General features: G+C 68.3%; 14 protein-coding genes and 1 pseudogene. 13 read left to right on the forward strand and 2 right to left on the reverse strand.

The annotated features are described in order from the left end of the window. Positions 1-27 precede the first annotated feature (27 nt). From HMPREF3165_RS10320 to HMPREF3165_RS10360, 9 genes and pseudogenes are all read left to right on the forward strand, one after another. Positions 28-903: pseudogene (locus tag HMPREF3165_RS10320) on the forward strand (CTP synthase); the annotation flags it as partial. A 53-nt stretch (positions 904-956) separates the two neighbouring features. Next, entirely contained in the window at positions 957-1628 is a 672-nt protein-coding gene (locus HMPREF3165_RS10325; protein ID WP_141745053.1) for an NUDIX domain-containing protein, read from the forward strand. Between the two features lie 331 nt (positions 1629-1959). Further along, positions 1960-2694, forward strand: coding sequence for a helix-turn-helix transcriptional regulator (locus HMPREF3165_RS10330; RefSeq protein WP_009747484.1), 735 nt, complete (start codon positions 1960-1962; stop codon positions 2692-2694). Then, the gene (sufB, locus tag HMPREF3165_RS10335) at positions 2691-4130 is read left to right on the forward strand and encodes a Fe-S cluster assembly protein SufB (protein ID WP_070513192.1); all 1440 of its coding nucleotides are present in this window, start codon (positions 2691-2693) and stop codon (positions 4128-4130) included. The genes HMPREF3165_RS10330 and sufB overlap by 4 nt, the downstream gene beginning before the upstream one ends. Positions 4131-4222: 92 nt before the next feature. Then, positions 4223-5482, forward strand: coding sequence for a Fe-S cluster assembly protein SufD (gene sufD, locus HMPREF3165_RS10340; RefSeq protein ID WP_009405797.1), 1260 nt, complete (start codon positions 4223-4225; stop codon positions 5480-5482). A gap of 68 nt (positions 5483-5550) precedes the next feature. Then, positions 5551-6300, forward strand: coding sequence for a Fe-S cluster assembly ATPase SufC (gene sufC / locus HMPREF3165_RS10345; protein ID WP_004564695.1), 750 nt, complete (start codon positions 5551-5553; stop codon positions 6298-6300). 161 nt (positions 6301-6461) lie between these two features. After that, complete coding sequence (locus tag HMPREF3165_RS10350) at positions 6462-7814, forward strand: SufS family cysteine desulfurase (protein ID WP_070513195.1); 1353 nt, start codon at positions 6462-6464, stop codon at positions 7812-7814. A 2-nt stretch (positions 7815-7816) separates the two neighbouring features. Then, positions 7817-8293, forward strand: coding sequence for a Fe-S cluster assembly sulfur transfer protein SufU (gene sufU / locus HMPREF3165_RS10355; protein ID WP_070513197.1), 477 nt, complete (start codon positions 7817-7819; stop codon positions 8291-8293). Between the two features lie 51 nt (positions 8294-8344). Continuing rightward, positions 8345-8740: a metal-sulfur cluster assembly factor gene (locus HMPREF3165_RS10360; protein ID WP_004564698.1), complete on the forward strand. Its 396-nt coding sequence runs from the start codon at positions 8345-8347 to the stop codon at positions 8738-8740. 19 nt (positions 8741-8759) lie between these two features. Here HMPREF3165_RS10360 and HMPREF3165_RS10365 read toward each other — a convergent pair whose 3' ends face one another. Together HMPREF3165_RS10365 and HMPREF3165_RS10370 are read right to left on the reverse strand one after the other, a co-directional pair. Beyond that, a complete protein-coding gene (locus HMPREF3165_RS10365) occupies positions 8760-9155 on the reverse strand; it encodes a DUF488 domain-containing protein (protein ID WP_070513199.1) in 396 nt (131 codons plus the stop codon). A gap of 74 nt (positions 9156-9229) precedes the next feature. Continuing rightward, entirely contained in the window at positions 9230-10069 is an 840-nt protein-coding gene (locus HMPREF3165_RS10370; RefSeq protein WP_070513202.1) for a MerR family transcriptional regulator, read from the reverse strand. A 190-nt stretch (positions 10070-10259) separates the two neighbouring features. Here HMPREF3165_RS10370 and HMPREF3165_RS10375 point away from each other — a divergent pair, with 190 nt between their 5' ends. The 4 genes from HMPREF3165_RS10375 to HMPREF3165_RS10390 all read left to right on the forward strand — a co-directional run bounded on the left by HMPREF3165_RS10375 (position 10260) and on the right by HMPREF3165_RS10390 (position 12533). Beyond that, positions 10260-11009 (forward strand): hypothetical protein, encoded by a 750-nt coding sequence (locus HMPREF3165_RS10375; RefSeq protein WP_070513205.1) that lies wholly within the window; start codon positions 10260-10262, stop codon positions 11007-11009. A gap of 111 nt (positions 11010-11120) precedes the next feature. Next, the gene (locus HMPREF3165_RS10380) at positions 11121-11468 is read left to right on the forward strand and encodes an S-adenosylmethionine decarboxylase family protein (protein WP_020991462.1); all 348 of its coding nucleotides are present in this window, start codon (positions 11121-11123) and stop codon (positions 11466-11468) included. A 44-nt stretch (positions 11469-11512) separates the two neighbouring features. After that, positions 11513-12235 (forward strand): hypothetical protein, encoded by a 723-nt coding sequence (locus HMPREF3165_RS10385; RefSeq protein WP_256275271.1) that lies wholly within the window; start codon positions 11513-11515, stop codon positions 12233-12235. A gap of 52 nt (positions 12236-12287) precedes the next feature. Next, positions 12288-12533 (forward strand): DUF350 domain-containing protein, encoded by a 246-nt coding sequence (locus HMPREF3165_RS10390; protein ID WP_070513211.1) that lies wholly within the window; start codon positions 12288-12290, stop codon positions 12531-12533. Positions 12534-12543 lie beyond the last annotated feature (10 nt).

Below are 12543 nucleotides of genomic sequence, written 5' to 3' on the forward strand. Positions count from 1 at the left end.
ATGTCTCAGAAGTGAGGAGACAGCACAGTAGGCAAGTACGTCGACCTGCACGACGCCTACCTGTCCGTCTCCGAGGCGATCCGTCACGGCGGCTTCGCCAACCACGCCCGTGTCGACATCCGCTGGGTGGCCTCTGACGTCTGCGAGACCCCTGAGGGAGCCCAGCGGGCCCTCGCGGGCGTTGACGCGATCGTCGTACCGGGAGGTTTCGGTGTACGTGGGATCGAGGGCAAAGTCGGTGCTCTGCGCTGGGCCCGGGAGCACCGCGTCCCGACCCTAGGACTGTGCCTGGGGCTGCAGTGCATGGTCATCGAGGCCGCTCGCAATCTCCTGGGCCTGAGCGCGGCCTCCTCCACTGAGATGGAGCCTGAGACTCCTGATCCGGTCGTGGCTACCATGGATTCCCAGCGCCAGATCCTCCACGGTGACGGCAACCTCGGAGGCACCATGCGCCTGGGCTCCTACCCGGCGGTTCTGACGGAAGGCTCGATCGTCGCAGAGACGTATGGAACCAATGAGGTCAGTGAACGCCACCGCCACCGCTTCGAGGTCAACAACGACTACCGGGAGCGCCTGGCCTCGGTGGGGCTACGAGTCAGCGGAACCTCCCCGGACGGTCGCCTCACTGAGTTCGTTGAGCTCGACCGCAGCCGGCACCCATATTACGTTGCCACCCAGGCCCATCCTGAGTTCCGCTCTCGTCCCACCCGAGCCCACCCGCTGTTCGCCGCGCTTGTGTGCGCAGGACTGGATCGTCGTCGGGAGGTCTACGCCTCTCACCGGTGTGGGGAACATGTCGTCCCGGGTGATGAACCGGCCGAGTGCTTCACCACTGCCAGCAACGACAGCGGCGATACCATCAACTACGCCGATGTGTGCAGCGATGACGCGGACAACGAGTGAAGGAGCCGGGCGTGGACAGAACGGACAGCAGGGCCGCCGAGAATGACGACGTCGTGAGCGACACGAGCAGGCTCGTCGATGTACGCGAGTTGGGGCGGGAGCTGGTCTCCAGCGAGCGGGTCTGGAGCGGGCCGATCTTCGCTGTCGACGCCGACCAGGTGCGCCTCGGCCCCGGTCAGGAGCCGGTGGCCCGTCAGGTCGTCGTCCACCACGACGCCGTCGCCGTCGTCGCCCTGCGCGAGGGCGAGGCATCCTCCCAGGCCGACGGTGCCGCGGAGATCCTCATGATCCGCCAGTACCGTCATCCCGTGCGCGCCTGCCTGTGGGAGATCCCCGCGGGACTGCTCGACGTGGCGGGGGAGGAACCGGCCGTCGCCGCCGCCCGAGAGCTCGCCGAGGAGACCGACTACGAGGCGGCCACCTGGCACACGCTGGCCGAGTTCTACGCCTCACCCGGCTTCACCACCGAGGGCGCCAGGATCTTCCTCGCCCAGGACCTGAGCCTGCTGCCCGAGGACCGGCGCACCGTCCGCGAGGACGAGGAGGCCGAGTTCGTGCCCACCTGGGTCCGCCTGGACGAGGCCCTCGACGCCGTCATGGGCGGCCGCCTGCACAACCCCTCCACGGTGCTCGGAGTCCTGGCCACGGCCCAGGCGCGCACCCGCGGCTGGGCGGGACTGCGTCCCGCTGACGCCCCCTGGCTGCGCAGCCCGGAGAGCCTCTAGGAACCCGCACCGGAGTAACGGCTGCAGGAGTAGTAGACAGTACAGGGCAGCAACGGGCCTCACAGTCGTGGAATCAGCGCCATTCCACTAGTTAGGTGTTCCTAAGTGAGGCTCACCTTTGATTAGGTGGCGTGTTCAATCCCACCCTGCGACGCTCCGTCGTGAACTTGCCAGTGTTGAATTCGGCAAGCAAGATCTTGGTTAAACTCGTGGCACAACGACCAGCGACGCCTCGCAGGTCAGTGCCTGGAGCCGGTCCAGGGCATAGCCGAACCGGCCGCAACGGGGCAGGCCGTGAGGCGTCGGAAGCGACTAGGGGAGGAGAACCGTCATGACGCAGAGCGACGACGACTCTACCCGGGCACGCGTTCTCGACCTCATCGCCGAGAAGGGACCGGTGTCGGCGGCGCAGCTCGCCAAGGTCCTGAGCCTGACGCCGGCCGCCGTGCGCAGGCACATCACCGCCCTTGAGGACGCTGAGCAGATCGAGGTGCACACGCCGGCCCAGACGGGCAAGCGCGGCCGCGGTCGCCCGGCCCGGCACTACGTCTTGACGCCCAAGGCCCGCACCTCCTTCGCGGAGGGCTACTCCGACCTGGCCAACCGTGCCCTGCACTACCTGTCCCAGGTGGCCGGTGACAAGGCGGTCGACTCCTTCGCCGCGGCCAGGGGCCGTGACCTCGAGCGCCGCTACGCCACCGTCGTCGAGGCGGCCGGCAAGGATCCCTCGGAGAGGGCCCGCGCCCTGGCGGACGCCCTGACTCTCGACGGCTACGCGGCCTCGGTACGCGACGTCGGGGACGGCTCCTTCGCCGTCCAGCTGTGCCAGGGCAACTGCCCGGTGCGCGACGTGGCCGGGGAGTTCCACGAGCTGTGCGACGCCGAGACCCAGGCCATCTCCCGGCTCGTGGGCGTCCCGGTCCAGCGTCTGGCCACCCTGGCCGGAGGCGAGCACGTCTGTACCACCCACATTCCGATCGCCATGCCCGCGCTGCGCAAGCGCGCGGTTCGGGCGGCGGCTAAGACGCGAGGCCTTGAGACCAAGCGAATGGAAGGAACCCGATGACACTGCCGACAACCGAGACCACGCGTAGCACCGACGACGAGATCATCGACTCGATCTCGACGAGCTACGACTTCGGCTGGCACGACTCCGACGAGGCCGGTGAGAAGGCCAAGCGAGGCCTGGATGAGCAGGTGGTCCGCGAGATCTCCGCCATCAAGGGAGAGCCGGAGTGGATGCTGGCCAAGCGTCTCAAGGCCTACTCCACCTTCGAGCGCAAGCCCATGCCCACCTGGGGCGTGGACCTCTCCCAGCTCGACATGGACGCCGTCAAGTACTACGTGCGCTCCACGGACCGGCCGGCCAACTCCTGGGACGACCTGCCCGAGGACATCAAGAACACCTACGACCGCATCGGCATCCCCGAGGCCGAGCGCGAGCGCCTGGTGGCCGGCGTGGCCGCCCAGTACGAGTCGGAGGTCGTCTACCACCAGATCCGCGGTGACCTGGAGGAGCAGGGCGTCATCTTCGTGGACACCGACACCGCCGTGCGCGAGTACCCCGAGCTCGTCAAGGAGTACTTCGGGACCGTGGTGCCCGCCGGCGACAACAAGTTCGCCGCCCTCAACACGGCCGTGTGGTCCGGGGGCTCCTTCATCTACGTCCCCAAGGGCGTCCACGTCGAGATCCCGCTCCAGGCCTACTTCCGCATCAACACCGAGAACATGGGCCAGTTCGAGCGCACGCTCATCATCGCCGACGAGGACTCCTACGTCCACTACGTCGAGGGCTGCCCCCCCCCCATCTACTCCACCGACTCCCTGCACTCGGCGATCGTGGAGATCGTGGTCAAGAAGAACGCCCGCGTGCGCTACACGACCATCCAGAACTGGTCCAACAACGTCTACAACCTGGTGACCCAGCGCGCTACCTGCGAGGAGGGCGCCACCATGGAGTGGATCGACGGCAACATCGGCTCCAAGCGGAACATGAAGTACCCGGCCGTCTTCCTCATGGGCCCTCACGCCCGCGGCGAGGCCCTGTCCATCGCCTTCGCCGGCGCGGACCAGCACCAGGACACCGGCGCCAAGATGGTCCACATGGCGCCCCACACCTCCAGCCACATCGTCTCCAAGTCGATCGCCCGCCACGGTGGCCGCAGCGCCTACCGCGGACTGGTGCAGATCATGAAGAACGCCCGGCACTCCAAGTCCAACGTGCTGTGCGACGCGCTCCTGGTCGATGAGATCTCCCGCTCGGACACCTACCCCTACGTCGACGTGCGCACCGACGACGTCGAGATGGGCCACGAGGCGACCGTCTCCAAGGTGAGCGCCGACCAGCTCTTCTACCTCATGCAGCGCGGGCTGACCGAGACCGAGGCCATGGCCACGATCGTGCGCGGCTTCGTCGAGCCCATTGCCCGGGAGCTGCCCATGGAGTACGCCCTCGAGCTCAACCGGCTCATCGAGCTGCAGATGGAGAACTCGGTGGGCTGACCCACCGCAGCGGATCCTCCCTCGTCAGCCCACTCAGCCTTCGACCCACACCTCATCACACCGGCCTGCTACCGGCCAAGGAGCACCTCCACATGCCTGAACTCTCGACCGACCACTCGAGCGCCACGCTCGACGGCGCCCACTCCCACGGCGGGCCGCGCTACGTCTCCTCGCGCGCCGACCGCCCCACCTCCTTCGACCCCGCCGACATCCCGGTGCCGCGCGGCCGTGAGGAGGAGTGGCGCTTCACGCCGATGAAGCGCTTCGCCCCGCTGTTCGACCTCGACGCCATCCGCGCGGCCACCGCAGGCCAGAGCGATGCCGGTGTCCGTATCGAGACGGACCTGCCCGACGGCGTGAGCCTGGAGACGGTCGCGCGCAGCGACGCCCGCATCGGCACCGTGGGTGCCCCGGTCGACCGCACCGGCGTCACCGCCTGGAACGGCACAGAGACCGCCACGGTGCTCACGCTGGAGCCCGGCGCCCAGCTGGAGCGGGCCGCCCGACTGAACATCATCGGCCAGGACGCACAGCTCGCCCGCCCCACCGCCCAGCACATCCTCGTCGCTGCCGAGGCCGGTTCCAAGGGAACCGTCGTCCTGGACCACACCGGCACCGCCGCCCTGACCCAGGGTGTCGAGGTGACGGTCGCCGACGGCGCCGAGCTCACCCTGGTGACCGTCCAGGGCTGGGAGGACGGGGCCGTCCATGCCTCCAACCACCGGGTCAAGGTCTGTGACCGCGGCGTCCTCAAGCACGTCGTCGTCAGCCTCGGCGGAGACGTGCGCATCTGCCCCGACCTGGGCTTCTCCGGCGAGGGCGGGCACATCGACGCCTACGGCGTCTACTTCACCGATGCCGGTCAGCACCAGGAGCACCGCCCTTACGTGGCTCACACCGAGCCCCACTGCTACTCGCGTGTCACCTACAAGGGCGCCCTCCAGGGCGAGGGCGCGCACGCCGTGTGGGTGGGGGACTGCCTCATCGGCCAGGCCGCCCGCGGCACGGACACCTACGAGCTCAACCGCAACCTGGTCCTCACCGAGGGGGCCAAGGCCGACTCCGTGCCGAACCTGGAGATCGAGAACGGCAACATCGAGGGGGCCGGCCACGCCAGCGCCACCGGCCGCTTCGACGACCAGCAGCTGTTCTACCTGCGTGCCCGCGGCATCCCCGAGACCGAGGCCCGCCGCCTCGTCGTCCTGGGCTTCTTCAACGAGATCGTCGCCGAGATCGGTGTCGATGAGGTCGAGGAGCGCCTCATGGCCGCCATCGAGAAGGAGCTCGAGCTCACCGGACTCATCACCGCCCGCACCGACCAGGACCCCGCCGCCGAGCCGGCAGCCGAGTGACAGGCCGGACCCGCACGACGGTCCGCCCACCCGCAACCAGACCACAACCCAGCTGAAAGAAACGTCGCATGAGCACTCTGCAGATCAAGAACCTCCACGTCCAGGTCGCCACCAACGACGGCCCCAAGCCCATCCTCAAGGGCGTCGACCTGACCATCGACTCCAACCAGGTCCACGCCATCATGGGCCCCAACGGCTCAGGCAAGTCCACCCTGGCCTACTCCATCGCCGGGCACCCCGACTACGAGGTCACCGACGGCGAGGTCCTCCTCGACGGCGTCGACCTGCTGGAGATGAGCGTGGACGAGCGCGCCCGCGCCGGCCTCTTCCTGGCCATGCAGTACCCCGTCGAGGTCCCCGGCGTCACCGTGGCCAACTTCCTGCGCACGGCCAAGACCGCCATCGACGGCCAGGCCCCCAAGGTGCGCCAGTGGGTCGGCGAGGTCAACCAGGCCATGAAGAACCTGCGGATGGACCCCGCCTTCTCCCAGCGCGACGTCAACGCCGGCTTCTCCGGCGGTGAGAAGAAGCGCTTCGAGATCCTCCAGATGGAGCTGCTCCGTCCCCGCTTCGCCGTCCTGGACGAGACCGACTCCGGCCTGGACGTTGACGCCCTGCGCATCGTCTCCGAGGGCGTCAACCGCCTCCACGACGAGACCGACGCCGGCTTCCTCCTCATCACCCACTACACGCGCATCCTGCGCTACATCAAGCCCGACCACGTCCACGTCTTCGTCGACGGGCGCGTGGCCGAGGCCGGCGGCCCCGACCTGGCCGACCGCCTCGAGGAAGAGGGCTACGACCGCTACCTCGCCTGACAGTCCTCACCGTGCCGGGGCCGACGACGGCGCGCCGCGCAACAAGGCGCCGTCGCCGGCCCCGGCATTGAGGCAGGGGGACTAAGGTTCCTCGTGACCTCAGACCCCGCCGTCGGCGACCATGCCCGGAACCGCCCCGCACCGAATCGGAAAGGCACGTCATGACTCAGTCCACGGCCCCACTCACCGGGGCGCCTTCGACCGGCGCGCTCAACGCTGAGGAGGTCGCCGCGATCCGCGCCGACTTCCCCTACCTGGAGCGGGCCGCCCGCAACGGCGAGGCTCTGGCCTACCTGGACTGGGCGGCCACGAGCCAGAAACCCGCCGGCGTCATCGCCACGGAGGCCGACTTCTACCGCATGTCCAACGGCGCGGCGGGGCGCTCGACCTACCAGCTCGCCGACGAGGCCACCGCCACCTTTGAGGACGCCCGCGACGCCGTCGCCGCCTTCGTCGGGGCGCGCGGCAGCGAGCTCGTCTTCACCAAGAACGCCACCGAAGCCATCAACCTCGTGGCTCTGGCCATCGGGCACGCCAGCCAGGGCCGGTCGGCGGCCCGCGGTGGAGGGCCCGCCGCGGCCGATGACCCGGCTCGGCGCCTCATCATCGGAGAGGGCGACGAGGTGGTCGTCACCCGCGCTGAGCACCACGCCAACCTCGTGCCCTGGCAGGAACTGTGCGCCCGCACCGGCGCCACCCTGCGCTGGCTGGACCTGACCGAGGACGGGCGCATCGATGCCGCCACCCTGGACGTCATCACCGAGCAAACCCGCGTCCTGGCCCTGACTCACGCCTCCAACGTCACCGGTGCGATCAGCCCACTCGACCTCATCCTCCCACGCGCCCAGCAGGTCGGTGCGCTCGTTGTCCTGGACACCTGCCAGTCCGCCGCTCACCTCCCGTTGGACTTCGGCGCCCTGAAGACCGCGGGCGTGGACGCCATGGTGCTCTCCAGCCACAAGATGCTCGGCCCCACCGGCATCGGCGCGCTCGTGGCCACCGAGGAGCTCCTGGCTGCGATGCCACCGGTGCTCACCGGCGGCTCCATGATTGAGATCGTCACCATGGAGTCGTCGACCTTCATGAGCGGCCCGCCCCGTTTCGAGGCCGGCAGCCAGCCGCTGGCGCAGGCCGCGGGATGGCGCACCGCCGTGGAGTACCTGGCCCGGATCGGCCTGGACCGGCTCCACGCCACCGAGCAGGCCCTGACCCAGCAGGTGCTCGAGGGCCTGGCCCAGGCCCCCGGGCTGCGCCTGGTCGGCCCGACCGACACCACCGACCGCCTGGGTGTGGTCGCCTTCTCCATCGAGGGAGTCCACCCTCACGACGTCGGCCAGGTCCTCGATGCCGCCGGCGTCGCCGTGCGCACCGGCCACCACTGCGCCCAGCCCATCCACCAGCACTTCGGCATCCACGCCTCCTCGCGCCTGTCCTTCGGGGCCTGCTCCACTCCCGAGGAGGTGGACCGCTTCCTGTCCGCCATCGCCGACGTCCGGCGCTACTTCCAGAGGTGAGCATGAACGAACTCGACCAGCTCTACCAGCAAGTCATCCTCGACCACTCCCGTGAGCGCCACGGCTCCGGCGCCCTGGAGGCCCCGGACGCCACCAGCCACCAGGTCAACCCCACCTGCGGTGACGACGTGACCCTGGGAGTGCGCGTCAAGGACGGCAAGATTGAGGCCATCGGCTGGGAGGGGGACGGGTGCTCCATCTCCCAGGCCTCCATCTCCGTCATGCACGACCTCGTCCACGGCGCCGACCTGGCCACCGTGGCCCGCCTCGAGGCGGACTTCGATACCCTCATGCACTCACGCGGCAAGGGCGTCGACGACACCATCCTGGATGACCTGGAGGACGGGGCCGCCTTCGAGGGCGTCTCGAAGTACCCCAACCGCGTCAAGTGCGCCCTGCTGGGGTGGATGGCCCTCAAGGACGCCCTGGCCAAGTCCGGCGTCGCCCTGCCCACCGTTGAGCCGAACGACCCCGAGTAGCCCGACCGTCCTGACACCACTGTCCGACCCGCGAGGAAGAAGGAAGAAGCCATGAGTGACAACCCCAGCGGGATGCCGGCAGCCGCCGACAACCCCATGGCCGCCCAGCAGCCGCCGGCCCCCGTCGCCAGCACCGAGGGCGTCGACGTCGCCGCCGTCGAGGAGGCCCTGCGCGACGTCATCGACCCTGAGCTCGGTATCAACGTCGTCGACCTCGGCCTGCTCTACGGGGTATCGATCGAGCCCGACGGTACCGTCGTGCTCGACATGACCCTGACCACCGCCGCGTGCCCGCTCACCGACGTCATTGAGGAGCAGGCCCAGCAGGCCCTGTCCCTCATCGCCGACAAGGTCCGCATCCAGTGGGTGTGGCTGCCGCCGTGGGGGCCGGACAAGATCACCCCTGAGGGCCGCGAGCAGCTGCGCGCCCTGGGCTTCAACGTCTGAGTCTCCTTCGAGGCCGCCGTCAGGTCAGGTCCTCCTCGACACCGAGGACCGCCTCGCGCAGGACACGCGCGTGGCAGTGGACGTGGTCGTGGCCGGCGAACAGGAGCGTCACGCGCCCCGTAAGGGCCTCGTGACGCAGGTGCTCGACGGCGGCGGCCGCCTCGGGCCTCTCAGTGAGCTCGGCCCGGTAGGCCTCGACGAACTGGAGCCAGGGCAGGTCCCCGCTGTGGAAGGCCCGCCGCAGCTCGGTGGTGGGGGTGGCGTCCTTGGCCCACTCGTCGAGAGCGGCGCGCTCCTTGGACACGCCGCGGGGCCAGAGCCGGTCCACCAGGACCCGTGCTCCGTCCTCGGCGCTGGGCTCCTCACGGATGCCTTTGAGAACCACGTTGTCAGATGAAGGAAGGTGTTGACTCATACCAGCGACGCTACTCGCCTCGGCTGCTGGTGCGGTCCCATCGGCTCGCAGTGAACCGGGCGTGCGAGCGGCGCTCACCGACTCAGGCGCCATCGGTCGATCGCGGTGAGGAACTCCCGTTCCAAGGCCCGGGTGAGCCGCGCATCGGGGTACCCCGTGGCTCCGATGAGGCTGAAGAGTCCCCGGACCGCATCGGTGTCGACGCTGCTGGCCAGGGCTGCAAGGCGCTCAGGCGGCAGCCGGGCCTCCATCCGGGAGACCATGACCTGGGCGCGCTGCTCGATCTGCGCCTCTGACATCTCGGTCGGCTCCTGGGAGTAAAGGGCCAGTGACTCGGCGTCGTAGTCAGGATCCGGGTCCACGAAGAGGAACTCCGCCTCCGGCGGCATCTGGCCGCGATAGCAGGCCAGGTCGGTCAGGTCCCGCTCCTTGCGCACGGCGCAGCGGGTGGCCTCATCGGCAGCGGCCTGCTCCAGCCGGTCGAAGAAGGCCGCCATACGTGGGGATATCGGTGAGACCGTCGAACCGGCTTTGGCTCGCTCCAGCAGGCCGGCGAGCATGTCCCTCTGCCTGGCGACCTCGGCCAGGTGATCCTCCACGGCGGCCAGTGCCCCGGCCAGGTCCTCGACCACGGAGCCGGCCGCCGCGCGTGCTTCAACCGTTCCGGCCGCGGGCGCGTCGTCGGGTTGCTCGACGCCGGTCGCCTCGGACTCGTCGAGAACGCGCCTGATGGTCTCCAGGGACACACCGGCCTGGACCAGCCAGCGGATCCGGGAGAGCCGGGCGACGTGGCTCAGGTCGTAGTCGCGCCAGCCGCCCCGTTCTCCGGGAACTGGAAGCAGACCCAGCGAGTGGTAGTAGCGCACCGTGCGCACGGTTGTTCCGGTCAGCTCGGCGATCTCGGCAACGCGCATGGGGACAGTCTCACACGGCACCCGGATCCTGAGCCGTTCGGATCCACGTAGTGGGGCCGGATCATGGGGAGTGCGATCCGTTTGCCGGGGCATGCCCGCGTTGCTACTGTGCCCGCGTGATGACAGGCGGATCAGGTACTGACGGCGGCAGCGGCGCCCCGTCTCACCTTCCGCAGGCGGGAGGGTCCTGGTGAACGGCACGCGAGGCAACCTGCAGGTCGGCGACCTGCTCCAGGGCAGTGCAGGCGCCCTGTCAGTCACAGGTTGCCTGCTCTTCAAGGAATGGGACACCCAGGACCACTGCTTCTACTACTGGGAGGAGTGGCAGCTCATCGGGGCCAGCAACGCCGACACCTGGGTCGAGGTCGACCACGATCCCGGCGAGGTCCTCTTCTACGAACCCGTTCGTCTCCAGGAGACGATCGAGCCGTGGGCCCTGACCGTCGGCCAGACGATGCCGCTGACGATCAATGGCGTCCTGCACCGGGGCATGGTTGAGGAGGTGACCACCGGAACGCTCGAGAACGTCATCGGTTCCCCGGTGTGCCCACTCAACATCGGCGAGACCATGACCTACGCCGAGGTACGGCTGACGGACCCGGCCGGCGTGACCAGCAGACTGACCATCGACAGCCACCGTTTCCGTGACCTCCTGGCATACCGCAAGACCTCCTTGTCCACTGCGCAGCAGAAGCAGCTCTTCGGGCGGGTCCTGTACAACCGCCGATCTGTCCCCGGAAGAACCGGCCGGAACATCGGATGCGCGGTCGTCGCCGCCCTCGTCAGTATCGTGCTCATCGGCGGACTGTTCTCCGCCTGCTCCAACCCTGGCCGTTCCAATGGCGACGCCGATTCCACCAGCACCTCGCACTCGGGCTCCTCACGGAGCTATCGTCACCGCCCGGTCTACGGGGGCGGCGGAGGTGGAGTCGGTAAGTAGGCCCGCCCCATCGGTGGTGGGCTTCCCGCCATGCGTTGTTGACGGCGGGAGAGCGAGGATGGGGACCTCAGCCCGTTTGTCGGCTGCCTGCCTCGTTGCTACCGTGCTCGCGTGAGTGCGGTGAGCCTGTGTTCCGTCAGCTACAAGATCAGTGGCGCCGAGCCGTATGCGCTCAACGACCTGTCCACCGTGGAGTCAATTCTCCTTGGCGCCGCCCAGACGGCGGGACTGACAGCCGTATCCAGCGCTCACCACCGCTTCGAGCCCCAGGGACTGAGCGCCGTCATCATTCTGTCCGAGTCGCATATCGCCGCCCACACCTGGCCCGAGTCCGGCACCGGCTACGTGACGCTCACCAGCTGTCGCACACTGACCCCCGCCCAGATCGAGGCCGTGGGGGAGTTGGTGCGCAGGCGCCTGCGGGCCCAGCAGGTGACCAGCTCGGAGATCACGCTGTGAGTGTCAGAGGCGATCTGAGAGTCGGTGAGACGCTTCGCGGTTCCTTGAGGAAGAAGCGCCGGTACTACACCGTCATGGGGCGAGTTGTCCTGAAGCGACGGGATCAGGGAAGTCGGCGCTTCGTCAAGCGGGAGCAGTGGCGCCTGATCGACGACGAGGGTAGAGAGCTCTGGCTGGAGATCCGTCGAGATACCAACAAGGTTGTTCTTCACGAGCCGGTTCCTGTCCAGCCGGCGATTGACCCGCTCACGCTCGAGGTCGGTTGGAGCCGGAAGCTGAGAGTCCGTGGCCGGCCGTGCACCGTCGAGGTCATGAATGTGCGCCGTGCTGAGATCGACCACGAGACCGGGGCCATCGATCATTCGCAGGGGGCTCTCACCGCGACGACGTGTGCCGAGCTCCGCGTGGTGGATGCTCAGGGCTCGATCTCCACCATGGTGGTCGATGCACATCGCCTCCACACCCGAGAGATCTACAGCGAAACAGGTCTGTCCTCCTCGAAGCAGTACAGGGTCTTCGGTAGGCCCGTGACTCGACCGTGGTGGATACCCGGTTTCGTGCGAAGGTTCTGGCGGTGGTTCCCCGCGGCGATCTCCGGGACGAACGGTAGCGTGTGGGCCCCCGTGTTCTGGATCGTCCTGATGTTCGTGGTGCTGGTGCTTGCCGAGCTGATCGATGAAGATGAGGGTTTCTTTCCCTCAGGAGGCGGCGTCTCCTTCCGGAATCGCTCGGTCTACGGCGGCGGGGGCGGCGGCGTCGGAAAATGACCTGGAGCCCACTGACTCAACCCCCTCGACGGTCATACACGAAGGAGAAGACATGTCGCTCATGACCATCGCTCACCACTCATCGGTCGACCTCAACTGGCAGTCACTGCTGAGCACCATCGTCTACGCGGTGCTCGGAGTGTTCCTGCTCATGGTGTTCGCGCTGCTGGTCAACCGCATCTTCCGTCTTGACCTCAGACGTGAGCTCATTGAGGACCAGAACATCGGCCTGGGGGTCGCCTTCGCCGGTACGGCGCTGGCCATCGCCATCATCATCGCCGCGACCATTCTGAGCTGAGCCGCACACC

The sequence above is a fragment of the Actinomyces sp. HMSC08A09 genome (assembly GCF_001807465.1).
In the GTDB taxonomy this organism is placed as follows: domain Bacteria; phylum Actinomycetota; class Actinomycetes; order Actinomycetales; family Actinomycetaceae; genus Actinomyces; species Actinomyces oris.